The sequence below is a fragment of the Sphingomonas sp. GC_Shp_6 genome (assembly GCF_026540835.1).
Lineage (GTDB): Bacteria > Pseudomonadota > Alphaproteobacteria > Sphingomonadales > Sphingomonadaceae > Sphingomonas.
The window spans coordinates 284502-307163 of record NZ_JALNUO010000001.1; the positions used below are offsets into that span (position 1 = coordinate 284502).

25 protein-coding genes, 1 tRNA gene and 1 pseudogene are annotated in these 22662 nt (G+C 67.5%); 17 read left to right on the forward strand and 10 right to left on the reverse strand.

Annotated elements, in window-relative coordinates; genetic code table 11:
• Nucleotides 1–100: 100 nt before the first annotated feature.
• The 3 genes from OXQ95_RS01505 to OXQ95_RS01515 are packed head-to-tail and all read right to left on the reverse strand — an operon-like array spanning nt 101 to nt 1819.
• Nucleotides 101–541, reverse strand: a complete 441-nt coding sequence (locus OXQ95_RS01505) for a DUF3429 domain-containing protein (protein WP_242096472.1) — start codon at nt 539–541, stop codon at nt 101–103.
• The gene (locus OXQ95_RS01510) at nt 538–1233 is read right to left on the reverse strand and encodes an anti-sigma factor (RefSeq protein WP_267378662.1); all 696 of its coding nucleotides are present in this window, start codon (nt 1231–1233) and stop codon (nt 538–540) included. Before OXQ95_RS01510 ends, OXQ95_RS01505 begins: the two co-directional genes overlap by 4 nt.
• Nucleotides 1226–1819 (reverse strand): sigma-70 family RNA polymerase sigma factor, encoded by a 594-nt coding sequence (locus OXQ95_RS01515; protein WP_267378664.1) that lies wholly within the window; start codon nt 1817–1819, stop codon nt 1226–1228. Before OXQ95_RS01515 ends, OXQ95_RS01510 begins: the two co-directional genes overlap by 8 nt.
• Before the next feature lie 92 nt (nt 1820–1911).
• On the opposite strand from OXQ95_RS01515, the gene OXQ95_RS01520 reads away from it, so the two are divergent.
• Genes OXQ95_RS01520 through OXQ95_RS01540 form a run of 5 tightly spaced genes read left to right on the forward strand, consistent with a single transcriptional unit; the run spans nt 1912 to nt 5030 of the window.
• Complete coding sequence (locus OXQ95_RS01520) at nt 1912–2352, forward strand: RpiB/LacA/LacB family sugar-phosphate isomerase (RefSeq protein ID WP_242096469.1); 441 nt, start codon at nt 1912–1914, stop codon at nt 2350–2352.
• Nucleotides 2349–3671, forward strand: coding sequence for a serine hydroxymethyltransferase (gene glyA / locus OXQ95_RS01525; protein WP_267378666.1), 1323 nt, complete (start codon nt 2349–2351; stop codon nt 3669–3671). Before OXQ95_RS01520 ends, glyA begins: the two co-directional genes overlap by 4 nt.
• A gap of 4 nt (nt 3672–3675) precedes the next feature.
• Nucleotides 3676–3849, forward strand: coding sequence for a hypothetical protein (locus OXQ95_RS01530; protein WP_242096467.1), 174 nt, complete (start codon nt 3676–3678; stop codon nt 3847–3849).
• Nucleotides 3850–4311, forward strand: coding sequence for a transcriptional regulator NrdR (gene nrdR, locus OXQ95_RS01535; protein WP_242096466.1), 462 nt, complete (start codon nt 3850–3852; stop codon nt 4309–4311). It begins immediately after the preceding gene.
• Nucleotides 4308–5030: an RNA methyltransferase gene (locus OXQ95_RS01540; RefSeq protein ID WP_267378670.1), complete on the forward strand. Its 723-nt coding sequence runs from the start codon at nt 4308–4310 to the stop codon at nt 5028–5030. The genes nrdR and OXQ95_RS01540 overlap by 4 nt, the downstream gene beginning before the upstream one ends.
• On the opposite strand, the gene OXQ95_RS01545 is transcribed toward OXQ95_RS01540, so the two are convergent.
• Nucleotides 5027–5332 carry a chorismate mutase gene (locus OXQ95_RS01545; protein WP_242096464.1) on the reverse strand — a complete coding sequence of 102 codons (306 nt, stop codon included), beginning with the start codon at nt 5330–5332 and terminating at the stop codon, nt 5027–5029. The two genes, OXQ95_RS01540 and OXQ95_RS01545, sit on opposite strands and share 4 nt — an antisense overlap.
• A 207-nt stretch (nt 5333–5539) precedes the next feature.
• Here OXQ95_RS01545 and rpsD point away from each other — a divergent pair, with 207 nt between their 5' ends.
• From rpsD to OXQ95_RS01570, 5 genes are all read left to right on the forward strand, one after another.
• A complete protein-coding gene (gene rpsD / locus OXQ95_RS01550) occupies nt 5540–6154 on the forward strand; it encodes a 30S ribosomal protein S4 (protein ID WP_242096463.1) in 615 nt (204 codons plus the stop codon).
• A gap of 207 nt (nt 6155–6361) precedes the next feature.
• Entirely contained in the window at nt 6362–7969 is a 1608-nt protein-coding gene (locus tag OXQ95_RS01555; protein ID WP_267379261.1) for a M28 family peptidase, read from the forward strand.
• Nucleotides 7969–8925, forward strand: coding sequence for an agmatine deiminase family protein (locus OXQ95_RS01560; protein ID WP_267378674.1), 957 nt, complete (start codon nt 7969–7971; stop codon nt 8923–8925). The genes OXQ95_RS01555 and OXQ95_RS01560 overlap by 1 nt, the downstream gene beginning before the upstream one ends.
• A 31-nt stretch (nt 8926–8956) precedes the next feature.
• On the forward strand, nt 8957–9805 hold the full coding sequence (gene aguB / locus OXQ95_RS01565) for an N-carbamoylputrescine amidase (protein WP_242096694.1): 849 nt from the start codon (nt 8957–8959) through the stop codon (nt 9803–9805).
• 161 nt (nt 9806–9966) lie between these two features.
• On the forward strand, nt 9967–10797 hold the full coding sequence (locus tag OXQ95_RS01570; RefSeq protein ID WP_242096461.1) for a TorF family putative porin: 831 nt from the start codon (nt 9967–9969) through the stop codon (nt 10795–10797).
• A 30-nt stretch (nt 10798–10827) separates the two neighbouring features.
• On the opposite strand, the gene OXQ95_RS01575 is transcribed toward OXQ95_RS01570, so the two are convergent.
• Entirely contained in the window at nt 10828–11535 is a 708-nt protein-coding gene (locus OXQ95_RS01575; protein WP_267378679.1) for a uracil-DNA glycosylase, read from the reverse strand.
• Between the two features lie 22 nt (nt 11536–11557).
• Between OXQ95_RS01575 and folK the strand changes: the two genes are divergently transcribed.
• The 4 genes and pseudogenes from folK to OXQ95_RS01595 form a co-directional block, all read left to right on the forward strand.
• Nucleotides 11558–12064, forward strand: coding sequence for a 2-amino-4-hydroxy-6-hydroxymethyldihydropteridine diphosphokinase (gene folK, locus OXQ95_RS01580; RefSeq protein ID WP_267378682.1), 507 nt, complete (start codon nt 11558–11560; stop codon nt 12062–12064).
• A tRNA-Lys gene (locus OXQ95_RS01585) sits at nt 12055–12130 on the forward strand. The genes folK and OXQ95_RS01585 overlap by 10 nt, the downstream gene beginning before the upstream one ends.
• A 71-nt stretch (nt 12131–12201) precedes the next feature.
• Complete coding sequence (locus tag OXQ95_RS01590; RefSeq protein WP_267378685.1) at nt 12202–12546, forward strand: hypothetical protein; 345 nt, start codon at nt 12202–12204, stop codon at nt 12544–12546.
• A gap of 239 nt (nt 12547–12785) precedes the next feature.
• Nucleotides 12786–13070: pseudogene (locus OXQ95_RS01595) on the forward strand (transposase); the annotation flags it as partial.
• 14 nt (nt 13071–13084) lie between these two features.
• Here the strand turns inward: OXQ95_RS01595 and OXQ95_RS01600 are convergent.
• On the reverse strand, nt 13085–13285 hold the full coding sequence (locus tag OXQ95_RS01600) for a hypothetical protein (RefSeq protein WP_267378688.1): 201 nt from the start codon (nt 13283–13285) through the stop codon (nt 13085–13087).
• A 62-nt stretch (nt 13286–13347) separates the two neighbouring features.
• Complete coding sequence (locus OXQ95_RS01605; protein WP_267378690.1) at nt 13348–14097, reverse strand: FadR/GntR family transcriptional regulator; 750 nt, start codon at nt 14095–14097, stop codon at nt 13348–13350.
• Between the two features lie 411 nt (nt 14098–14508).
• On the opposite strand from OXQ95_RS01605, the gene OXQ95_RS01610 reads away from it, so the two are divergent.
• Together OXQ95_RS01610 and OXQ95_RS01615 are read left to right on the forward strand one after the other, a co-directional pair.
• Nucleotides 14509–17307, forward strand: coding sequence for a TonB-dependent receptor (locus OXQ95_RS01610; protein WP_242096456.1), 2799 nt, complete (start codon nt 14509–14511; stop codon nt 17305–17307).
• A 31-nt stretch (nt 17308–17338) separates the two neighbouring features.
• Nucleotides 17339–19186 (forward strand): beta-L-arabinofuranosidase domain-containing protein, encoded by a 1848-nt coding sequence (locus tag OXQ95_RS01615; protein ID WP_267378694.1) that lies wholly within the window; start codon nt 17339–17341, stop codon nt 19184–19186.
• 508 nt (nt 19187–19694) lie between these two features.
• On the opposite strand, the gene OXQ95_RS01620 is transcribed toward OXQ95_RS01615, so the two are convergent.
• A complete protein-coding gene (locus OXQ95_RS01620; protein WP_267378697.1) occupies nt 19695–20069 on the reverse strand; it encodes a DUF3597 domain-containing protein in 375 nt (124 codons plus the stop codon).
• 75 nt (nt 20070–20144) lie between these two features.
• Between OXQ95_RS01620 and OXQ95_RS01625 the strand changes: the two genes are divergently transcribed.
• Nucleotides 20145–20816 (forward strand): phosphatase PAP2 family protein, encoded by a 672-nt coding sequence (locus tag OXQ95_RS01625; protein WP_267378699.1) that lies wholly within the window; start codon nt 20145–20147, stop codon nt 20814–20816.
• On the opposite strand, the gene OXQ95_RS01630 is transcribed toward OXQ95_RS01625, so the two are convergent.
• Together OXQ95_RS01630 and galE are read right to left on the reverse strand one after the other, a co-directional pair.
• Complete coding sequence (locus tag OXQ95_RS01630) at nt 20799–21626, reverse strand: CoA ester lyase (protein ID WP_267378701.1); 828 nt, start codon at nt 21624–21626, stop codon at nt 20799–20801. The two genes, OXQ95_RS01625 and OXQ95_RS01630, sit on opposite strands and share 18 nt — an antisense overlap.
• Entirely contained in the window at nt 21623–22612 is a 990-nt protein-coding gene (gene galE / locus OXQ95_RS01635; RefSeq protein WP_242096451.1) for a UDP-glucose 4-epimerase GalE, read from the reverse strand. The genes OXQ95_RS01630 and galE overlap by 4 nt, the downstream gene beginning before the upstream one ends.
• Between the last annotated feature and the right edge of the window lie 50 nt (nt 22613–22662).

Sequence of the window (22662 nt, forward strand, 5' to 3'; positions counted from 1 at the left end):
AGTCGGTACAGGCCCCTTCGGTGGAGCTCAGGACAGGCTTCGACAAGCTCGGGGCGAACGGATCAAGGTAGCGTCTCGAACCCCAGCCGGCCGGCGCCGGTCAGGCGATCCCGGCGACGATCGTCAGCACTCCGAGTCCCAGCGAGAGCGGCAACCGCAGCGCCATCCAGCCGGCGGGCGCCAGCCCCGCGCGAACCAGCGCCTGGTCCACCGCGAGCGCGGCGATCAGCGCCACGCCCAGCGCGACCAGCGACGGGCCCGGCCAGGCGAGCCCCACCGCCCAGGGCCAGGCGCTGGCCAGCGCGACCAGCGACGGCGCGACCGCAGCGAACCACAGCCAGCGCGGCGGCGCGTCGGCCTTAGCCGCCAGCCCCCACCACAGCCCGCCCAGAAAGCTGAGGATGAGCGCGGCATAGGCATAGCCGAGCGCCAGCGCGGTGTAGCGGCCGAACGGATCGCCGCTCGCGATCACGGCCACCACGGCGATCTGCGGCAGCAGACCGGCGAGCCCCAGGCCATAGGCGAGACGCGGCAGGCTCATACCGCGCCGAGAACGCCCTTCGCCACCACCGGCCCGGTCGGCAGACCGGTCGGCGATCCGCCCAGCGGTTCGATCGAGATCGCGAGCGTGGCGCCCGCCGCGATCCGCGCGCGGTCGGCGGCCGACAGGTTCACGACCTGCGCGCGCGCGCCGAGCAGCGCGAGCGCATGCGGCACCCCGTCGCGGCCGATCACCCAGAGCTGCGCGACGCGCGCGGGCGGCGTCTCGGGCGCGGACGCCACGCGCAGCGATCCGCCACCCGAATCGAACACCGCCGGCACGGGCGCCGCCTTGGCATCCATCGACGCCACCAGCAGCGGCCCCGGCCGCGCCGCCACCAGGACGGGCGCCGGCACCGGCGGCGCCGGGCGCACCGCGACGAACACCAGCAGCGCGGCGGCGACCGCGCTGCTGCCGATCGCCAGCGCCGGCCAGGGCATGCGCAGCCGCGAAACCGGCGCCGGGCCGCCGATGCCGGCATCGATCCGGTCGATCAGCCCCTCGGGCGCCTCCGCTTCGGGCCAGAGGTCGAACAGTTGCGCGAACCGCATCCGCCAGCCCTCCACCGCGCGCGCATAATCGGGGTCGGCGAGGACGCGGCGAAGTGCCGTGGCGCGTTCCTCGCCGTCGAGCAGCCCGAGCGCCAGTTCGGCCGCGCTGGTGTCGCCCGGGATATCGGCTTCGTCAGTCATCGCCCAGGCACTCCTTCAACTTTCCCAGCCCCCGTCTCACCCAGCTCTTCATCGTTCCCAGCGGCACCGCGCTGCGTTCCGCCAGCTCGACATAGGTGACGCCGTCGAAAAAGGCGGTGCGGATCGCGCTGCGCTGGCGTGGCTCCAGCGCTTCGAGACACGCCATCAGCCGCGTGGCGGCATCGCCCGACAGCATCGTCGCTTCCGCATCGGGGCGCTCGTCGGCGATCGGCGGGGCATCGTCGATCGGGGTGGCGCGTCGCACGGCTTGCGCGCGGCGCCAGTCGATCGCGCGATTGCGCGCGATCGTGGCGAGCCAGGTGATCGGGCTCGACCGGCCCGGCTCCCATGCGCCCGCGCGGCGCCAGATCAGGAGATATACGTCGTGCAACACATCCTCTGCCGCCTGCCGTTCGCCGCAGATACGCAGGCAGATGCCGAAAAGCTTCGCATGCGTCAGCGCATAGAGGTCGCGGAACGCCGAGCGATCCTCGCTACCGGTGCGCACCAGCGCGTCGGACAGGCGCGCGCGGGCGGCATCCGCATCGGCGGACCGGCGTGGGGCGGGATCGGGGATCGTGCTCACGCCTGCGAGCCTAGCCGATGCGCGAAGGGTGGCCAAGCCGCGCGCCCGTCGGTAAAGACACCGTTCTTCGACCCCAGATCCAGGACCTGCCGATGCGCATCGCCCTCGCATCCGATCACGCCGCCGTGGCGCTGAAGGCGTCGCTTGCCGAATGGCTGCGCGCGGCGGGCCATGACGTGCTCGATCTCGGCACCGATGGCCCCCAGAGCGTCGATTATCCCGATTATGGTTTCGCGCTCGCCGCCGCGCTGGCCGATGGCCGGGCCGATCGCGGGGTGGCGCTGTGCGGTTCGGGCATCGGCATCGCGATCGCCGCCAACCGCAACCCCGCATGCCGCTGCGCGACGGTGAGCGAGCCCGTCTCGGCCCGGCTGGCGCGCTCGCACAACGACGCCAACGCCATCGCGATCGGCGCGCGGCTGGTGGGCGAGGACATGGCCAAGGCTTGCGTCGAGGCCTTTCTGACCAGTGACTTCTCCGGCGGCCGCCACCAGCCGCGCGTCGACAAGCTTTCCCCAAAGGATCCCGCATGAGCACCCAGCCCCGCGAATTCCACGACGCCCGGACTTATGTCCGCGACGCCGGCTTCTTCACCCGCGGCCTGGCCGATGCCGACTCCGCGATCTTCGCAGGGATCAGCCACGAACTGGAGCGCGAGCAGACCCAGATCGAGCTGATCGCGTCGGAGAACATCGTCTCCAGGGCGGTGCTCGAGGCGCAAGGCTCGGTGTTCACCAACAAATATGCCGAGGGCTATCCGGGCAAGCGTTACTATCAGGGCTGCGCGCCGTCGGACGAGGTGGAGACGCTCGCGATCGAGCGCGCCAAGCAGATCTTCGGCTGCGGCTTCGTCAACGTGCAGCCGCATTCGGGCGCGCAGGCGAACGGCGCGGTGATGCTCGCTTTGGTGAAGCCGGGCGAGACGATCCTGGGCATGAGCCTCGATGCGGGCGGGCACCTGACTCACGGCGCCAAGGCCGCGATGTCGGGCAAATGGTTCAACGCGGTGCAATATGGTGTCGATGCCGAGACGCATCTGATCGATTACGATCAGGTCGAGGCGCTGGCGGTCGCGCATAGCCCCAAGCTCATCATCGCCGGTGGTTCGGCCTATCCGCGCACGATCGATTTCGCCCGCTTTCGCGCGATCGCGGACAAGGTCGGCGCCTATTTCATGGTCGACATGGCGCATTTCGCCGGGATCGTGGCCGCGGGGCTTCACCCGACGCCGTTCGGCCATGCGCATGTCGTCACCACCACGACGCACAAGACGCTGCGGGGTCCGCGCGGCGGCATGGTGATGACGAACGACGAGGCCATCGCCAAGAAGATCAATTCGGCGGTCTTTCCCGGGCTCCAGGGCGGCCCGTTGATGCATGTGATCGCGGCGAAGGCGGTGGCGTTCGGCGAGGCGCTCCAGCCCGACTTCCAGCGCTACATCGCCGCCGTCGTCGAGAATGCCCAGGTGCTCGCGGCCACGCTGAAGGAACGCGGATCGGACGTGGTGTCGGGCGGCACCGACACGCATCTGGCGCTGATCGACCTCACCCCGCTCGGTATCACCGGGCGCGATGCGGACGAGGCGCTGGAGCGTGCAGGGATCACCTGCAACAAGAACGGCATCCCCAACGATCCGCTGCCGCCGGTGAAGACGAGCGGCATCCGCGTCGGCAGCCCCGCCGGCACGACGCGCGGCTTCGGCCCCGCCGAGTTCCGCGAGATCGGCCATATGGTCGCCGACGTGCTCGACGGGCTCGCCAAAAAGGGCGAACATGGGGACCCGGAGGTCGAGGCGGACGTTAGGACCCGCGTGCGTGCGCTGTGTGCGCGCTTTCCCATCTACGAAGGATAAGACCATGGCGATCCAGGACGTGCCGAACGAGATCAAGAACGACCCCAAGCTCGGCCGCAGCATGGCCAAATGGGGCGCGATCGGCGCCGTGGTCGCGATCCCGCTGCCCTTCGTCGGCCCGATCATCGGTGCCGCAGCGGGCGCCGGTTACGCCTATTACAAGAACAAGAAGGGCTGAATGCGCTGCCCCTTTTGCGGCCATGACGACAGCCAGGTGAAGGACAGCCGCCCCACCGAAGACGGGGCGGCGATCCGGCGGCGGCGGCAGTGCGAGGGGTGCGCGGCGCGCTTCACCACGTTCGAGCGGATTCAGCTCCGCGATCTGGTGGTGCTGAAGAGCGAGGAGCGGCGCGAGCCGTTCGATCGCGACAAACTCCTCCGCTCGGTATCGATCGCGGCGCGCAAGCGCCCGATCGATGCGCTCCGCCTGGAAAAGCTGGTGAGCGGCATTCAACGCCAGCTCGAGACGCTCGGCGAAAGCGACGTGACGTCGAAGCGGATCGGCGAGATGGTGATGGACGGGCTGAAGAATCTCGATTCGGTCGCCTATATCCGCTTCGCCAGCGTCTATCGCGACTTCAGCGAAGCCCGCGATTTCGAGGCCTTTGCCGGCAGCGTCGAAGAGGTGGGACGCGGGTGATCGCGCCGGCTCCCGCCATCATCCTCGTCCGCCCGCAGCTTGCCGAGAATATCGGCAAGGCGGCGCGTGCGATGCTCAATTTCGGTCTGACCGAGCTGCGCCTCGTCGCCCCGCGCGACGGCTGGCCCAATGCCGCCGCGCTGCCCGCCTCCAGCGGTGCGGACCGGGTGATCGAACAGGCGCGGCTGTTCGACAGCGTGGCGGACGCGGTGGCGGATTGCGCGCATGTCTATGCGACCACGGTGCGCAAGCGCGGCGTCACCAAGCCCGTCGTCACGCCCGAGGCGGCCGCTACGGCGATCCATGCGGCGCCGGGGCGCGCCGCCATCCTGTTCGGCCCCGAGCGTTCGGGGCTGGAAACCGACGATGTGGCGCTGGCGCGAACGATCGTGACGGTGCCGATCAACCCCGAATTCGGTTCCCTCAATCTCGCCCAGGCGGTGATCCTGGTCGCCTATGAATGGTCGAAGCACGTCGCGCTGGCGAGCCCGCCCGAGACCGATCTGCCGCTGCCCGCGCCGCAGGGCGAGCTGGACGGGATGATCGGGCAGCTCGATTCGATGCTGGCGGAGGCCGGCTTTTATTTCCCGCCGGACCGCAAGCCCGTCACGCAGCGGATGCTGCGCACGCTGCTGACGAAGCCGGGCTGGTCGTCGTCGGAAGTGCGGACGGTGCGCGGCGTGCTGTCGGCTCTCGCAAAGCCCCGCGCGCGCGATTAACGCGTCCGGTCGAAGGCGGCGAGCTCATAGGCGATCGACGCTTCGACCAGCGCGTCCCACAGATCGGCGATCGTGGCGTCGGGCACGCCCGCCTGCGCCGCGGCGGCGCGGGCATTGGCGATCACCTGCGCCTTGCGGCCCTCGTCGCGCACCGCCTCGCGGCCCGGCTTGATGCGCGCGGCGGCGTCCATATAGGCGAAGCGGCGGGCGAGCAGCGCCACCAGCTCGCGGTCGATCGCATCGACGCCGGCGCGCACCTCCGCCATCGTGGTGCAGCGGGCTCCGGGAAGGATATCGGTCATGCCGCCTGATAGCGGTGGCGTGCGGCCTGTCCAATGGCTTGACCTTTTGCGCGTCAGCGATCATAGGCCGCGCCTTCGCAATTGGCTCCGCACCCCGGTGAAGCGGCGGCCCTGCCGGCCTTCGGGCTCCAGCAGGCGATGACCGGGAATGGCCCGCGGCCGGAAACGGCGGCGGGCTCGTTGTTAGCATCTGCCAGGGAATATCACATGTCGAAGCGCCATAGCGCCAAGTACAAGCTCGATCGCCGCATGGGCGAGAACATCTGGGGCCGTCCCAAGTCGCCCGTCAACAAGCGCGAATACGGCCCCGGCCAGCATGGCCAGCGCCGCAAGGGCAAGGTCAGCGATTTCGGCATCCAGCTTCGCGCCAAGCAGAAGCTGAAGGGCTATTATGGCGACGTGACCGAAAAGCAGTTCAAGCAGTGCTACCAGGAGGCGGCGCGCATGAAGGGCGATACGTCGCAGAACCTGATCGGCCTGCTCGAGCAGCGCCTCGACATGATCGTCTATCGCGCCAAGTTCGCGCCGACGATCTTCGCCGCGCGCCAGCTCGTCAGCCACGGGCACATCCGCGTCAACGGCGTGAAGTGCAACATCGCTTCGCGCCGCGTCTTCGCCGGCCAGGAGATCTCGCTGGGATCGAAGGCGCAGGAAATGGCGCTGGTGATGGAAGCACAGGGCCTCGCCGAGCGTGAGATCCCCGATTACGTCGCGCCCGACGGCACCGCCAAGGTGACGCTGACGCGCATCCCGACGCTGGACGAGGTGCCCTATCCGGTGAAGATGGAACCGAACCTGGTCGTCGAGTTCTACTCGCGCTGATCTCCGCCGGGCACCACCCCCCGGAACAGCCAAAGGGCGGTCCTCACGGGCCGCCCTTTTCTGCGTCGCCATGCGCGGGCGGTCGGGCTGCTGACGATCTCCTCGCGACGTGCATTCTTGCGTGCCGCGCGCCAGACTGCCAGAGAAGCGGCGCTAGCGGGAGACCAGATCGTGCGCCGTTTCGAACCCAAAATCCTGTTTCCGTTGATGGCCATAGCCACGCCTGCGCTGGCCCAGACCGCGCCGGCGATCTCGGTCGACACGCTGCGGTCGGTGACCAAGGAGCTGTCGTCGGACGCGTATGAGGGGCGTGCGCCGACGACGCCCGCGGAGGAGAAGACCGTCGCCTATATCGTCGCGCGGATGAAGGGGGCCGGGCTGAAGCCCGGCAACCGCGGCGCTTGGACGCAGGACGTGCCGATGGTGCAGATCACCGCGCACGACGTGGCGCCGTTCGTCTTCACCGGCGGCAAGACGCCGGTCAGCCTGGCCTATCGCACGCAGATGGTGGCCGGCACCTACCGCGTGGTGCCGCGGATCGCCGTGAAGGACAGCCCGGTCGTCTTCGTCGGCTATGGCATCACCGCGCCCGAAAAGGGGTGGGACGATTATGCCGGGGTGGACGTGCGCGGCAAGACCGTCGTTATCCTCATCAACGATCCCGACTGGCAGACGATGACGCGCGACGGGCCCTTCGAGGGCCGCGCGATGACCTGGTACGGTCGCTGGCCGTATAAATACGAGAACGCCGCCAAGCATGGCGCGGCAGCCGCCATCATCGTCCACGATACCGAGCCCGCCGCCTATCCCTTCGCGGTGGTGCAATCCTCCTGGACCGGGCCACAGCTCGAACTGGACGAGAAGGGCGACCATATGGACCAGTCGCAGGTGATCGGGTGGATCCAGAAGCCCGATGCCGAGGCGCTGTTCGCGAGCGCGGGCAAGGATTTCGCGGCGCTCAGCGAAGCGGCGAAGCGCAAGGGGTTCAAGGCGGTGCCGCTGGGCGTGAACTTCGCGACCAGCTTCACCAACAGCGTCCGCCGTCAGGCGTCCAAGAACGTGATCGGCGTGCTGCCGGGCACCACGAACCCGAACGATTACGTGATGTACAGCGCGCATTGGGACCATTTGGGCCATTGCACGCCGGTGAACGGCGACGGCATCTGCAACGGCGCGCTCGACAATGCGAGCGGCGTGGCGGGGCTGGTGGCGCTGGCCGAGGCGCAGGCCAAGGCGGGGCCGGCCAAGCGGTCGATCGCGTTCCTCGCGGTGACGGCGGAGGAATCGGGGCTGCTCGGCTCGCGCTATTATGCCGAGCATCCGGTCTATCCGCTGGCGCATACCGTCGGCGGGGTGAACATGGACGTGCTGAACGTGAACGGCCGCGCGCGCGATTTCGTCATCACCGGGGCGGGCAAGTCGGAGATCGAGGATCTGGTGAAGCCGATCGTCGCCGCCGAGGGCCGCACGATCAGCCCGGAGCCCGATCCCGAGCGTGGCGGCTATTACCGGTCGGACCATTTCAGCTTCGCCAAGCTGGGCGTGCCGATGCTCGACGGCGGATCGGGCGAGGATCTGGTGGTCGGCGGCAAGGCCGCGGGCCATGCCGCGAACGAGGATTATGTCGCGCATCGCTATCACAAGCCGCAGGACGAATATGATGCGCGCTGGGATTGGTCCGGCGCGGTCGCCGATCTCGACATCTATTATACGCTCGGCCGCAAGCTCGCGGACGACACCGGTCTCTGGCCCAATTGGTATAAGAGCGCGGAATTCCGCGGCGTGCGCGATGCGTCGCGGGCGGGGGCGCGGTGATGGCGCCGGCGGCCGAATGGGCGCACCACGAGGCGGTGTGGATCGGCTTTCCCAGCCATCCCGAATTGTGGGCGGAGGATCTGGAACCGGCGCGCGCGGAGGTGGTGGCGTTCGCGCGCGCGGTGCATGCCGAGGGGCGCGGCGAGACGGTGCTGCTCGTCGCCGCGGATGACGAGGCCGCGGCCGCGGCGCGCGCGATGGCGCCGTTCGCCGACGTAGTGACCGAGCGGTTCGGCGATATCTGGCTGCGCGACACCGGGCCGATCGTCGTGGCGGGCGGCGCACGCACGTTCCGCTTCAACGGCTGGGGCGGGAAATACGACCTGCCGGGCGACGACAGCATCGGCGGCCGCCTGGCCGAATGGCGCGGCCTGCCCGCGATCGCGTGCGACTGGGTGCTCGAGGGCGGCGCGATCGATGGCGACGGCACGGGGCTGCTCGTCACCACCGAACAATGCCTGCTCAACCCCAATCGCAATCCCAAGCTGACGCGCGAGGGCGTCGAGGCGCGGCTGCGGGACGATCTGGGCTATGACCGCGTCGTGTGGCTGGGCGAGGGGCTCCACAACGACCATACCGACGGCCATGTCGACAATCTCGCCCGGTTCGTCGCGCCGGGCCGCGTGGCGATCCCGGTGGGCGCGGAGAATGATCCCAACTGGCAGGTGTATCAGCAGGCCGCCGATCGCGCCCATGCCGCCGGGCTGGAGGTGGTGCCCGTGCCATCGCCGGGCCGGGTGATGCGCGACGACGAATTGGTGCCGGCGAGCTATATGAACTTCTATATCGGTAACGCCGCCGTCGTGGTGCCGCTGTACGGCGCGCCCGGCGATCAGGCCGCGATCGCGGCGTTCCAGGCGATCTTTCCCGATCGCGACGTCGTGGGATTGCGGGCGGATCACATCCTGACCGGCGGGGGCAGCTTCCACTGCATCAGCCAGCAGATTCCCGGATGACGCCGGGCGGGCGCCGCCCTATCTGGCGCGCATGACCCAGATCACCGTCGCCGCGCTGCAACTCGGCTTCACGCCCGATATCGACACCAACATCGCCAATGTCTCGCGGCTCGTCCACGAGGCGGCGGCGCGGGGTGCGCAGGTGATCCTGCCGCCCGAATTGTTCGAGGGCGAATATTTCTGCCGGGTCGAGGACGAGGGGCTGTTCGCCAATGCCGCGCCCGTCGCCGAGCACAAGGCGGTGCTGGCGATGCAGGCGCTGGCCGAGGCGCTGAAGGTGACGATCCCGACGAGCTTCTTTGAGGCGGACGGTCCGCATCATTACAACAGCCTGGCGATGATCGGCCCCGATGGCGAGATCCAGGGCGTCTATCGCAAGAGCCACATTCCCGACGGGCCGGGCTATGAGGAGAAATTCTACTTCCGCCCCGGCAACACCGGCTTCAAGGTCTGGCCGCATCCCGCGGGCAAGCTGGGCGTCGGCGTCTGCTGGGACCAATGGTATCCCGAAACCGCGCGCGCGATGATGCTGATGGGCGCCGAGATGCTGTTCTACCCGACGGCGATCGGCAGCGAACCGCACGACACCAGCCTCGACACCGCGCGGCTGTGGCGCCGTGCGATGGTGGGCCATGCGGTTTCCAACGTCGTGCCGATCGTCGCGGCGAACCGGATCGGAACGGAGCATGGCCAGCATTTCTACGGCACCAGCTTCATCTGCGACGAGCGCGGCGACATCCTGGCCGAACTCGGCCGCGACGACGAGGGCGTCATCACCGCGACGATCGACCTGGATATCGTGAAGCGGCACCGCGCCGCGTTCGGCTTCTTTCGCGATCGCCGGCCCGATCTCTATGGGCGGCTCGTGCAGGACGTGTAGTTTCGGCAACATCGCTGCGCGAATCGTTCGCGTAACGAAATTGGCTGTTGTCGGTTGCCGGCCGCCGTGGCAGCGTTTTCTCCGCGAACGCAAAGTCCGGCCCGCAACGAGGCCAGACATCGTTCGGCGCAGGTGGGACCTCATAGCCAAGAGGAGGTTCCATGAAATCGTTCGTTATCGCAGCCCTGCTGCTCGGCGTCGCAGCGGCAAGCCCGGCGCTCGCACAGGATTCGTCCGTTCCCCCGGCCTCGCCGGAAACCGCTGCCCCGCCCGCGGCTCCCGCCTCGGATTTCGCCATCACCGGCGCGGTCGACGTGGCCACCCAATATCGCTTCCGCGGCATCTCGCAATCCGACAACCGGCCCGTGATCCAGGGCACCTTCACGATCACGCACAAGTCCGGCTTCTACGTTTCCACCTGGGGGTCGAGCGCCAGCGGCAACGACGCGGTCAACATCGGCGGGACCGAGATCGACGTCTATGGTGGCTACAGCCATTCGCTCGGCAAGTCGGGCGTCGTGCTCGACGGCGGCGTCTATGGCTATCTCTATCCCGGCAGCAGGAAGGCCGTCGGGGTGAGCGAAAGCTATTTCGAAATCTATGGCGACGTGAGCAAGGCGTTCGGCCCGATCTCGACCAAGGCGGGGATCAACTGGGCGCCCAACCAGGCCTATTTCAAGGATTTCGCGACCCCCAGCCGCTATGACATCTATGTCTTCGGCGAACTCGGCTTTGCGATTCCGAAAACCCCGATCTCGCTGCACAGCCATCTGGGGCATACCGGGGGCGGCCTCGATTATGCCACGCAGGACTATCTCGATTTCGCCGCGGGCGTTTCGTACAAATGGCGCATGCTGACGTTCGACGTCTCGGCGGTGGGGACGAATCTCAGCCGGTCGGACACGCGGCCCTATGATCTCGCGCTCGGCACGGACGATTTCCACCGTGCGGCCAAGACGGTGGTGGTCGGCACCGTCACCGCGAGCTTCTGATCGCGTCGGCGGGGCGGCGATCCGCCCCGCTCAGTCCTGCTCGGCTGGGGCCTGCTCGGCTGGGGCCTGCTCCGCTCGGCCCTGATCGCGCAATTCAAGCGCGCGCGCGAAGACGGCTTCGAACATCGGCGCGGTCAGCCGCCCGGTGTTCGTGTTGTAGCGCGAGCAGTGATAGCTATCGATCAACACGCGCCCGTCGGGCATCCGGTGCTCCGCCAGATGACCGAACTTGCATTTGGGCAATCGCCCGCCGAGCACCTTGACCGCGGATTGGTGGGCGATCTGCCCCAGCGCCACGAACACGCGCGCCTGCGGCAGCACCGCCGCCTGCCCCTCCAGGAAGGGGCGGCAGGTGCGGATCTCCTCGGGCGTCGGCTTGTTCTGCGGCGGCAGGCATTTCACCGCGTTGATGATGATTGCCCCGTCGAGTGCCAGATCGTCTTCGGGCGTGGCGGCATAGGTGCCGGTGGCCAGGCCGAACTTGCCGAGCGTGTCGAACAGCAGCTGGCCCGCATAATCGCCGGTGAACGGCCGGCCGGTGCGGTTCGCGCCATGTTTGCCCGGCGCAAGGCCGACGATGCCGAGCCATGCGCCGGGATCGCCGAATGCGTTGACCGGGGCGTTCCACCAATCGGGATATTCGACGCGTAGTTCGTCGCGGAACGCGACGAGGCGCGGGCAGCGCGGGCAATCGCGCGGCGGTTCGGTCTGCGGGATCGGGGAGGGTGCGAATTCCATCGCGGCGCGGTACGACGCCTGTGTGAGCACGACAACCTATGCGATCGGCCTCGGCGGCAATCGCCGGACGCGATATGGCGACCCCGCCGCGACGCTGGCGGCCGCGCTGGACGCGATCGGCGGCATCATGGCGGTGTCGCGGATCCGGAGCACCGCACCGCTCGGCCCCTCGATCCGCCGCTTCGCCAACGCCGCCGTGCTGATCGCAACGGACGAATCGCCCCCCGAACTGCTGGCGCGGCTGAAGCGGATCGAACGCCGGTTCGGGCGCCGTCCGGGGCGGCGCTGGGGCGCGCGGGCGCTCGATCTCGACATCCTGCTGTGGTCGGGCGGGATCTGGGCTGACCCGGGGCTGCGCGTACCGCATGCCGCGCTGCCGATGCGGGCGTTCGTGCTCGCCCCGCTCGCCGAAATCGCGCCGGATTGGCGCGATCCGACGAGCGGTCTGACGATGCGCCATCTCTCTGCGCGGTTGACCGCCCGCCACCGCAGACCTAGGGCGCGGTGCATCGATGGCGGGGGTCCGTAGCTCAGTCGGTAGAGCAAGCGACTTTTAATCGAGAGGTCCCGGGTTCGAGCCCCGGCGGACCCACCATCGATGATCTGCAGGAGGACCTGCACGGCGTCATACTTGAGATCGAACCGATCCTCCTCGATGATCGGCGCATGGAAGTGGACGAGCTTGTTCCGGGTGCGCTGCAGGAAGTCGACATTAAGCCAGAATGCCTCGTCCCCAAGGTATTTGGCGGCCTTGGGCTTGATCTGCTCGAAGTTGATGGTTCGGATCTTGGCCTCCTGCCCGAGCGCCTTCGCTTCGGCATCCGTCGCCGGCAGGTCCTTGGGCTTCGTCACGCCGACGAACCCCTCATGCTTGAGGACCAGGGCCGTCGCCGAAAGCTCGACGGCTATCTGCATGAGGACGGTGACGAGCGTCGTACGGTCGATACCGAAGGCCGCGTTAGAGCCGTCGCCATGAGCTGCGATCTCCTCCGCCGCCCTCTTGAGGAATAGTCCGACAGTGTGAAGCATGGCCGCGCTGACCTGGTCGGTCAGAGGTGCGCTTGTGTTGCTTCTATCGATCATCTGCTCCCGTCCACGCCAACTCATGCACTTGCATGCCGCGTCCGGCACAAGTTGGCACCATCGATACTTTAAGCGACCCTGCCCGAGGGTCTTCTTCTTCACCATCGCGCTATCCGCCACCGTCATCTTCTGGCTATGATCAACGAGTCCTGGGCCAGGACACCGGGGTCGATTGGCACTACATCGCGCCGGGCAAGGCTCTCCTGAGCAAAGTCGAGAGGCCGTAACAGAATGGCTTTGTGGAATCGTTTAATGGTCGCTTGCGCGACGAGTGCCTGAACGATCACCTGTTCCCATCGCTGGCTGTGGCGAGACGGATCATCGAGGCATGGCGGACGGACTACAACACCGTGCGTCCGCACAGCAGCCTTGGCGGGTTGGCACCCGCTGAGTTTACCAACCGCCCTCGCCACGGGCATAAAGACGACGAAGCTAAGTTATCAGCGGCCTGAAAAAGGGGAGCAGGTCAGAGGAACTCCCACGCCGTCCGCCTGTCAGCCTTGTCGACCAACTGCATCACCGCGAACTTGCTGGTGCGGTCAATGCCAACGAACAGGTATGGCTTGAGGGCGAATTCGCCTACGACAATGGCAACGACACCATCTTTATCGCTAAACCCTGGCCTTTTCAGCAGCCTGTTAAAAGCCATGCCAATGCCGGCAGACATGGAAAGCCTGGCCCACGACCGACTTGCCAAGCAGGCCCAATCGGTCAATCATACGGAGGTAATTATACTCCTACCATTGCACCCATGCCAAACCAAGTGTCGTCGATGGCTAGCTTGATGAGCACGGTCATGGCCGCCGCTGCCGCGTCGGGATCGCCTCGGGCTAACGCCTCGTAGACCCGGCGGTGATCGGGCAGCGGATCGCGTGGCAGCGCGCGGTCGCGCTGTTTGAACCGGGTGGTCCATTCCACGCCCGCGGCGATGCTCGAGCTCAACGCGATCAGCGCGTCGTTCTGCGATGCGCACAGGATCGCCTCGTGGAACGCCCGGTCCGCTTCCAGGCCGCCATCGGTGGCGAGCGTCAGTCGATCCATCGCCTCGAGCGCATTGCGCATGATCGTCAGATCGTCCTCGCTCCGCCGCTCCGCCGCCAGCCGGGCCGCAAAGGGCTCCACCGCCGAACGTAATTCAAAGAGGCTGCGCAACAGCCGGATGTCCGGATCGCCGGCGAACGCCCAGGCGAGAACGTCGGGGTCGAGGATGTTCCAGCGCTGGCGGGGCAGCACGCGCGTTCCCGTTCGGGGGCGGCTTTCGACCAGTCCCTTGGCGATCAGCCCCTGGATCGCCTCGCGATAGGCGCCGCGCGACACGCCGAGCGCCTCGGCATAGGCCACTTCCCCCGCAAGAATGTCGCCGGGCTTATGTTCGCCCGTCAGGATCGCGCGGCCGAGCATATGGATCACCGCGCCGCGCAGTCGTCTGCCGGACCCGCGTTCTTTCCCTGCTTCCTCGGCTATCGTGCCATTCTTCATGCCGATTTTCTCTCCCGCGCTTGGGGTCCGACGCGCTCACGTTTCGCCTGCGACAACGGTAGTATCGGGATCACCGATCGATCGGACCATTGCGCAGGCGAGCAGCTTTGCCGCCCGTCGGCTCGGCCGCCAACATCTTTTCGTCCGACGTCCCGCCGGAATGCCGGGCCATGTCGCCTTTGGAACCTTTCAATCTTTTTACTCCGAGGATTATATTAATCGTAAGCCTAGGCAAAACTCCCAAATCTCAAGGATATATGGAGTGACTGCGTGAGCCGACCGAACCCGGCAGCAAGAATGACATCGATAAATTCGCCATTACCCCTACAAATGGTTGACATCGCCCGGCCGGTGCCGGAGATTGAGCCCATCGAAAGCGGGCAATGATCCGCACGATCAGGAGAGGGAAAAATGGTGAAAACGTCTCGGCTACTTCGTTCGTCCTCGGTTGCAGGTCTCGCGCTCGCGCTGGCCGGTCCCGCCTTCGCTCAGGACAAGACCGCGACCGGCAACGTGATCCCGTCGGGCGATACGTCGACGCTCCGGACCGATGCGGGCGACGGGTCGTCCCAGAAGACGCAGGCGAGCGACGCCGCCACGCCTTCCGCCGGCGACGCCACGACGGGCGGCGACATCGTGGTCACGGGCCTCCGCCAGAGCCTCGCCAGCGCGCAAAACCTGAAGCGCAACGCGGTGGCGATCGTCGATGCGCTGGTCGCCGAGGACATCGGCAAATTCCCCGACAACAACGCCGCAGAGGCGCTCGCCCGCGTCACCGGCGTTCAGGTCGAACGTTTCCGCGACGAAGCCAACAGCGTCGTCATCCGCGGCCTGCCCAACGTGCAGACCACGCTGCAGGGCCGCGAGATCTTCACCGCCGACGGCCGCACCGTGTCGTTCCAGGATTTCCCCGCGCAGTCGCTCGCCAAGCTGGAGGTGTTCAAGAACACCACCGCCGAGAATCTGGAGGGCGGGATCGCCGGCCTCATCAACATCGGCCTGCGCCGCCCGTTCGATTTCAAGGGGTTCGAGCTCGCCGGCTCCGTGCGCGGCACCTACAATGACGAGTCGCACAAATATGATCCCAATGGCAGCCTTCTGATCTCCGATCGCTGGCAGACCGGCATCGGCGAGATCGGCGCGCTGTTGAACGTCTCCTATACCCGCGCGAACTATCTCAACGCGGTCCGCTATCAGGGCTTCCAGGATTATCTGCTGCCCACCCAGACGGTGACCCCGGCGTCGGTCGGACGCAATTTCACCTACCCGCAGGACATCGGCCTCTATTATGCGCGCGGCTATCGCCAGCGGCCGTCGGTCAACGGTTCGCTTCAGTGGCGCCCCACCGACAATCTTGAAATCTATGCCGACGGCCTGTGGCAGGCGTATCGCGGGCGCAGCGGCGACGATTTCTTCGGCATCGCCGTTCAGACGCGCGCGCCCTCGCTCAACAATGTGGTGCTCATTCCCAGCGGCCTGACGCCGGCGAGTTACCAGGCCAATGTCGGGCTGGCGAACGGCCCGTCCAAATGGGTGACGCAGGACCGGTCCGACACCACCCAGGGGGCGATCGGCGCCAAGTGGCACACCGGCATCGCCGAGATCACCACCGATCTGGCCTACACCAAATCGGTCGTGTCGAGCCAGTACAACATGTTCGACACGGTCGTCACGTCGCCGCTTTCGCTCGACGTGCACCTGAACGTGCAGGGCAGCGTCGATTTCACGCCGAGCGGCGTCGATTTCACCCAGCCCTCCGCCTATAATTTCCGCGGGCTCTACGATCAGCGCAGCCGCTCCGCGGGCTCGCAGTGGCAGTCGCTGACCACGTTGAAGCTGGACACGGGCATCACCTTCCTGCCCAAGCTCGATTTCGGTTTCCGCTACGCCAGCCGCGACGCCTCCTCGCAGTCGGGCGATCGCTACGCGTCCTTCCCACAGCTGAACATCCCGATCACCTCGGTGCCCGGGGCGAGTTCGGGCGGGATCATCGCGCCCGGATTCGAGGGTAACGACGTCCAGCAGTTCCACAGCTACTGGCAGTTCTCGACCGACGGGATCGTCAACAATCTGGCCGCGATCCGCCAGTTCGTCCGCCAGGGTCTGGTCGCGTCGGGCGCATCGGCCGCCGCGCAGGCGGTATGGGCGCCGGCGGTGCCCGACTATAATCCGGTCAACTCCTTCGCCGCCACCGAGCGTACGATCGCAAGCTATGCGCAAGGCCATCTGACGTTCGACATCGGCATCCCGATCGAAGGCGTGATCGGTGCGCGGCTGGTCGTCACCAACAACACGCTGCGCGGCACGACATCGTCGACGACGGTGGCGGGCGCGACCACCTTCTCGCCCATCAACACCAAGCAGAGCTATGTCGACATCCTGCCCAACGTCAATTTGCAGGCCAACCTGACCAGCAAGCTGCTCGTCCGTCTCGCCTTCACCAAATCGCTGACGCGCCCCGGCTTCAACCAGATCAATCCCGCGCTGGTGATCCAGCAGGGTACGATCGGCGGCGACATCTCCTATACCGGCAATGGCGGCAACCCTAACCTGCAGCCGATCCGATCGACCAACTACGACGCATCGGTGGAATATTATTTCGGCCGCAGCAGTTCGGTGTCGGTCGCCGGCTTCTACCGCAAGATCAACGGCTTCATCGACGTGTTCGGCACCCGCGAGACCGATCCGACGGTCGGTTCGATCCTCGTCTACCGCCCGCAGAACGCCGGCAGCGGCCAGATCAAGGGCATCGAGGCGGCGTTCTCGACCTTCTTCGACTTCCTGCCCGGCTTCCTCAGCGGCTTCGGCATTCAGGCGAACGGCACCTATATTGACGGCAAGGAAACGCTGCCGTCCGTACCGGGCCTCTCGACCACCGCGGGCGAGATCCCGAACGTGTCGAAGTTCAGCTACAACCTGATCGGCCTGTACGAAAAGGGGCCGGTGTCGGTTCGCCTCGCCTATAACGACCGCTCGCGCTACATCTCGTCCTACACCGCGCCGGGCGTATTCGCGACGGTGTACAACAAGGCGATCAGCCGGCTCGATCTGTCGGCCAGCTACGACATTCTGTCGAACATCACGCTGACGGCGGACGCGACCAATCTTCTGGGCAAGCCTTGGGGAAGCTATGTCGGCGCCCCCATCTATCCGCGGGACGTCCGGTACGAAGGACGCATCTATTCGGTGGGCGCGCGCTTTCGCTTTTAATATAGAAGACAAAAAGCAGGAAAGGCAGAGGATGACGGATCGGATGACCATGGGGCGCCGCGACGTGCTGGCCGGGATGGGCGGACTGATCGGCGGCGCCGCGCTGGCCGGCCAGGCGGCGGCGGCGGTGACGGCGGCGCCGGCTGCGGGGCGCTCGCTGATGACCGAATGCGGTTATGGCGACGTGACGCTGCTCGACGGTCCGGTGCGCAAGCAGTTCGACCAGACGCTCGCCGCGCTGATCGCGATGGATGACGATGCGCTGTTGCGGCCGTTCCGGGTCGCGGCGGGGCTGCCGGTCGGGCCGAACAAGCTGGGCGGCTGGTATGACGCGGCGGAGGGTTTCGACCCTCCGCGCGACATGCACGGCTTCATCCCCGGCCACAGCTTCGGCCAATATATCTCCGCCCTGTCGCGTGGGTACGCCGTGTCGGGCGACGCGGCGGCCAAGGCCAAGGTCGACCGGCTGATCGCCGGCTTCGCGCCGACGATCACGCCCGATTTCTACAAGGACTATCCGCTTCCCGCCTACACCTACGACAAGACGCTGATGGGTCTGCTCGACGCCTATGCCTTCACCGGCAACCAGCAGGCGTTGAAGCTGATCGGTCCTGCGACCGACGCCGTCCTGCCCTATCTGCCGGGACGGGCGCAGGACCGGCAGCTCGTCAAGGTTCCGCCCGGGCGGAACGCCGCGTTCGGCTGGGACGAGACCTATACGCTGCCGGAGAATTTCTACATCGCGGCCGAGCGCGGCGCGGGCGACCGCTTCCACGGGCTGGCGCGCGCCTATCTGCTCGACGACACCTATTTCAACCCGCTCGCCGACGGGCGCAACGTGCTGCCGGGACGCCATGCCTACAGCCATGTCAACGCGCTCGCCTCGGCGATGCGCGCCTATATGGTCGACGGCGATCCGCGGCACCTCGCGGCGGCGCGCAACGGCCTGCAATTCGTGCTGGACCAGAGCTGGGCGACGGGCGGCTGGGGGCCGAACGAGAGCTTCGTCGAACCCGGCTCGGGCGGCCTGGGCAACAGCCTGACCACCACCCATAGCAGCTTCGAGGCGCCGTGCGGCACGTACGGCCATTTCAAGGTCGCACGCTATCTGATGCGGGCGACCGGCGACAGCCGCTACGGCGACGCCATGGAAAAGCTGATGTACAACGCCAGCCTCGGCGCGCTCCCGCTCCGCCCCGATGGCTCGGCCTATTATTATGCCGATTACAGCGAGATCGGGGCCAAATCCTATTTCGAATATAATTGCCCATGCTGTTCGGGGTCGATCGGCCAGCTGGCGGCGGACTACGGCCCCAGCGCCTATCTGCGCGACGACAAGGGCGTGTTCGTCAACCTCTACATCCCGTCACGCGTCGTCTGGCGCCGCGATGGCGCGCCCGCGCTGACGCTGACGCAGCAGGGCGGCTATCCGCTCGGCTCCGAGATCGCGATGGCGGTCGAGGCGCCGCGCCCGGTGAAGATGGCGCTTCGACTGCGCATCCCCGCCTGGGCGGGACCGCAGACGCGGCTCCTGGTCAACGGCCGTGCGGTGGGCGGCGTCGCGCCGGGCCGGTTCGCGGTGGTGGCACGCGAGTGGCGCAACGGCGACAAGGTCGCGTTGTCAATTGACCGCCCGCTGAGGCTGGAACCCGTCGACGCGCAGCATCCCGCCCGTGTTGCAGCCATGCAGGGCCCGCTGGCACTCTTCGCAATGGGTGATCGCTTCGTCCCCCTCACCTCCGCCCAGTTGCTATCGCTTAAACAGACCGCACCTGGAGCCGCAGAATGGACGCTGGCCGCGGATGTCGGCCGCCTGAGGTTCTATCCCTCGTCTGCGATCGGGACGGAGCCGACGCGGCTCTATCAGTTTTTGATCTGACATTGCTGATGCGAGGCTGACGAAACCGATGTAGGAATCGGCGCTTTTGTCATAGCGGGTGGCGACGCGCCGACAGGTGCACGCTCTGCGAAGCGCCGCTGAAATGGATGCGGACATGGGGCGTCGACGTCTGCGAAACCTGCCAGCGCATCGTGCCGCCGTCAGAGGAGGCTGCGCTGGCGGCGGAGCTACGGGCGCCCTACCGCACGTTCGCCCGCCTGGTCTCACCGGTCGCCGGGATGCGCGCCGAAGCCCGGGCCGGGCTACCGGAGCATCTCCGGGCGACTCCGTATGAGGTGCTGCTTCGTCTAAGCTCATCGAAATCGGCATGATCCCGGATCGCCCATGGTTGCCTTTCCAGCCGAAGTCGGCATCGAAACCCGCCCTTCCATCCGGAACGGAAACTCGAGCCTCTGCGTCTTGAAGGACCGCTAGCGACCGGGATCTACACCAAAACTCGCGCAAAACCGTAAGTTGCAATTCTATCTTGGGCCAGTGCGATCGTGCGTCACTTGCCCGTGCGGATGCGGTTCATCACCGCTTCGTGGAGCCAGGTGTTCATCTCGGCCGAACCGTCCTTTTCGCCCGTATAACCGAGTTCGGTGGCGAGCTGTTCGCGGTTGGCGAGGCTCGAATCGAGGCCGAGCAGCTTCATCAGATCGACGATCGACGTCTGCCAGTTGAGGTCCGGATCGCCCTTGGCATGCGCGATCTTGGCGAGGGCGGCGTCCGCGTCCACCGTCTCGGGTGCGGCGGCCGGCGCCGGAGCTGGCGCAGCGTCCTGGGCGGGGGCGGCTTGGGCGGGGGCTGCCGGGGCGGGCTCGGGAGCGGCGACCGCGGGGTGACCGAAGATGGCGTCCTTGATCGAACCGAAGATGCTCATGCCATTGTCCTTGTTGTGGTGCGGCGCCAACGTACCGCGCGGCGTTTCGGGTTCGTGGCGTTGAAGGGAGATGCGATGACGCGAGGCGAGCGGGCGACAGGGGTGGACGGGCTGCGCGGCCGCGCTGTGTTGTCCATGGGCGGCGGCGTCGCCATCGGGGCGGCCGCGGTCGCGGCGCTGCTGATCGTCGGGCGCTGGCTCGTCACGGGTGTGGCGATGGGCGTCGATACCGCCATTCTGGCCGGCATTCGCCGCGCGGATGCGGGCGGCCGATGGCTGGGCGTGGTGACGGACGTTACCGCGCTTGGCAGTGGGCCGGTGCTGACGCTGCTCGTCGCGATCGTGGCGGGGTGGCTGCTCGCCCGGCGACACTGGCGCGATGCGATCCTGCTGGCGGCGGCGAGCGCCAGCGCAGGGCAGGCGGTGAACATCGTGAAGGCGATCGTCGCCCGGACGCGTCCCGAGGTCGTGCCGCACTGGGTCCTCGTCGGCAATTACAGCTATCCCAGCGCGCATTCGGCCGACAGCGCGGCGGTGGCGTCGCTCGTCGCGCTGCTGGCGATGCGGGCGCAGCCGCCGGGGGCGGGGCGGACCTATGTCGCCGTGGCGGCGGTGCTGCTCGTCGGGCTGATCGGGTTCAGCCGCGTCTATCTCGCGGTCCACTGGCCGACCGACGTGCTCGCCGGCTGGAGCTTCGGCACCGCCTGGGCGCTCGGCTGGTGGCGGGCGCTAGGCGCGCGCGAGTAACGTCTGCGCGGCCTTCAGGTGCGGCGCATCGACCATCCGCCCGTCGAGCTGAAGCGCGCCCGCGCCGGGGTTGGCGGCGAACAGGTCGACGATCCGCCGGGCCGCGGCGATGGCTGCCGCGTCAGGCGTGAAGGCGGCGTTGATGACCGGCAGTTGCGCCGGGTGGATCGCCATCATGCCGGTGAACCCGTCGCGCGCGCCGCGCGCGGCATAAGCAGCGAGCCCGTCGCGGTCGCGGAAATCGGGATAGACCGTCTCGATCGCCGGCACGCCGGCGGCATGCGCGCCGAACAGCGTGAGCGCGCGCGCAAGCCGGTAAGGTTCGGTATAGCTCCCGTCCGGCTCGCGCGACGTGGCCGCGCCGATCGCCGCGGGCAGGTCTTCGGCGCCCCAGGTCAGCCCGGCCAGCCGCGGCGTGACGCCGCCATAGCTGCCGAGCGCGAAGATCGCGGCCGGGGTTTCGGTCGCGATCGGCAGGATACGGATCGCGCCCTCCAGCTTCGCGTCGAGCGCGGCGAGGCTCGCTGCCCCCTCCGCCTTGGGCAGCACGATGCCGTCGGGGTGGCCGGGCAGCACCGCGGCGAGATCGTCGTCCGCCAGTCCCGAATCGAGCGGGTTGATGCGGACGAACAGCGGCACCGTCCGTGGCTGGGCGAGGAACGCGGCGACATGGCCCCGCGCCGCCACCTTGGCCGCGGGCGCGACCGCGTCCTCCAGATCGAGGATCAGCGCGTCCACATCGAACGCGGCGGCCTTCGCCATCCGTTCGGGCCGGTCGCCGGGGACGAAGAGCAGCGAGCGCAGCCTCATGGCTGCCGATCGGCGAGCGCGCGCTCCCAGGCGAGCGCATCGCGGACGATGCCGTCGAGATCGGCGCGCGCGGGCTGCCAGTCGAGCGTCGCCAGGATCGCGGCATTGTCCGCGATCAGCATCGGCGGATCGCCCGCGCGGCGCCCCTCGAAGCGGCGGTCGATCCGCATGTTCGTCACGCGGTCCACCGCGTCGAGCACCTCGAGCACCGAAAAGCCGCGGCCATAGCCGGCGTTGAGCACATGGCTGCGCGTCGGCTCCGCCGCCAACCGGTCGAGCGCGGCGACATGCGCCGCCGCCAGATCGCTCACATGGATGTAATCGCGCACCCCGGTGCCGTCGGGCGTGGCGAAATCGGTGCCGTAGACGCCGACATGGCCACGCTTGCCGGTGGCGGCCTCGACCGCGATCTTGATGAGGTGGGTCGCGCCGACGGTCGACTGGCCGCTGCGCCCCGCCGGATCGGCGCCCGCCACGTTGAAATAGCGCAGCGCCGCATAGTTGATCGGGTGTGCCGCCGCCACGTCGCGCAGCATCGCCTCGGTCATCAGCTTCGACATGCCATAGGGGTTGATCGGCACGGTCGGGTCGCCCTCAGCCACGGGCACGCGTTCGGGCGTGCCATAGGTCGCGGCGGTGGAGGAAAAGATGAAGTGCGGCACGCGCTCCACCACCGCGCTCTCGATCAGCGCGCGGCTGGCGGCGGTGTTGTTGCGATAATATTTGAGCGGATCGGCCACGCTTTCGGGCACCACCACGGAGCCGGCGAAATGCATGATCGCCTCGACGCCGTGATCGCGGATCGCGGCGCGTACCCGGTCGTCATCGGCGACGTTCGCCTCCACCAACGCGGCGCGCGGATCGACCGCCCAGGCGAAGCCCGTCACGAGATTGTCGACCACCACCACCGCATGCCCGGCATCGAGCAGCGCCAGCACCGCATGGCTGCCGATATAGCCCGCACCGCCCGTTACCATCACCCGCATGCATCGCTCCTCTTTGTGCTCGGTTAGCGGCTTCCTATCTTGGGCGAAAG

What these genes read in the sequence shown, in the direction of transcription:
- OXQ95_RS01505 (WP_242096472.1), bottom strand. Translation starts at nt 541, where the DNA reads ATGAGCCTGCCGCGTCTCGCCTATGGCCTGGGGCTCGCCGGTCTGCTG.
- OXQ95_RS01510 (WP_267378662.1), bottom strand. Translation starts at nt 1,233, where the DNA reads ATGACTGACGAAGCCGATATCCCGGGCGACACCAGCGCGGCCGAACTG.
- OXQ95_RS01520 (WP_242096469.1), top strand. Translation starts at nt 1,912, where the DNA reads ATGCGCATCGCCCTCGCATCCGATCACGCCGCCGTGGCGCTGAAGGCG.
- glyA (WP_267378666.1), top strand. Translation starts at nt 2,349, where the DNA reads ATGAGCACCCAGCCCCGCGAATTCCACGACGCCCGGACTTATGTCCGC.
- OXQ95_RS01530 (WP_242096467.1), top strand. Translation starts at nt 3,676, where the DNA reads ATGGCGATCCAGGACGTGCCGAACGAGATCAAGAACGACCCCAAGCTC.
- nrdR (WP_242096466.1), top strand. Translation starts at nt 3,850, where the DNA reads ATGCGCTGCCCCTTTTGCGGCCATGACGACAGCCAGGTGAAGGACAGC.
- OXQ95_RS01545 (WP_242096464.1), bottom strand. Translation starts at nt 5,332, where the DNA reads ATGACCGATATCCTTCCCGGAGCCCGCTGCACCACGATGGCGGAGGTG.
- rpsD (WP_242096463.1), top strand. Translation starts at nt 5,540, where the DNA reads ATGTCGAAGCGCCATAGCGCCAAGTACAAGCTCGATCGCCGCATGGGC.
- OXQ95_RS01555 (WP_267379261.1), top strand. Translation starts at nt 6,362, where the DNA reads ATGGCCATAGCCACGCCTGCGCTGGCCCAGACCGCGCCGGCGATCTCG.
- OXQ95_RS01560 (WP_267378674.1), top strand. Translation starts at nt 7,969, where the DNA reads ATGGCGCCGGCGGCCGAATGGGCGCACCACGAGGCGGTGTGGATCGGC.
- aguB (WP_242096694.1), top strand. Translation starts at nt 8,957, where the DNA reads ATGACCCAGATCACCGTCGCCGCGCTGCAACTCGGCTTCACGCCCGAT.
- OXQ95_RS01570 (WP_242096461.1), top strand. Translation starts at nt 9,967, where the DNA reads ATGAAATCGTTCGTTATCGCAGCCCTGCTGCTCGGCGTCGCAGCGGCA.
- OXQ95_RS01575 (WP_267378679.1), bottom strand. Translation starts at nt 11,535, where the DNA reads ATGGAATTCGCACCCTCCCCGATCCCGCAGACCGAACCGCCGCGCGAT.
- OXQ95_RS01590 (WP_267378685.1), top strand. Translation starts at nt 12,202, where the DNA reads ATGGAAGTGGACGAGCTTGTTCCGGGTGCGCTGCAGGAAGTCGACATT.
- OXQ95_RS01600 (WP_267378688.1), bottom strand. Translation starts at nt 13,285, where the DNA reads ATGTCTGCCGGCATTGGCATGGCTTTTAACAGGCTGCTGAAAAGGCCA.
- OXQ95_RS01605 (WP_267378690.1), bottom strand. Translation starts at nt 14,097, where the DNA reads ATGAAGAATGGCACGATAGCCGAGGAAGCAGGGAAAGAACGCGGGTCC.
- OXQ95_RS01610 (WP_242096456.1), top strand. Translation starts at nt 14,509, where the DNA reads ATGGTGAAAACGTCTCGGCTACTTCGTTCGTCCTCGGTTGCAGGTCTC.
- OXQ95_RS01615 (WP_267378694.1), top strand. Translation starts at nt 17,339, where the DNA reads ATGACGGATCGGATGACCATGGGGCGCCGCGACGTGCTGGCCGGGATG.
- OXQ95_RS01620 (WP_267378697.1), bottom strand. Translation starts at nt 20,069, where the DNA reads ATGAGCATCTTCGGTTCGATCAAGGACGCCATCTTCGGTCACCCCGCG.
- OXQ95_RS01625 (WP_267378699.1), top strand. Translation starts at nt 20,145, where the DNA reads ATGACGCGAGGCGAGCGGGCGACAGGGGTGGACGGGCTGCGCGGCCGC.
- OXQ95_RS01630 (WP_267378701.1), bottom strand. Translation starts at nt 21,626, where the DNA reads ATGAGGCTGCGCTCGCTGCTCTTCGTCCCCGGCGACCGGCCCGAACGG.
- galE (WP_242096451.1), bottom strand. Translation starts at nt 22,612, where the DNA reads ATGCGGGTGATGGTAACGGGCGGTGCGGGCTATATCGGCAGCCATGCG.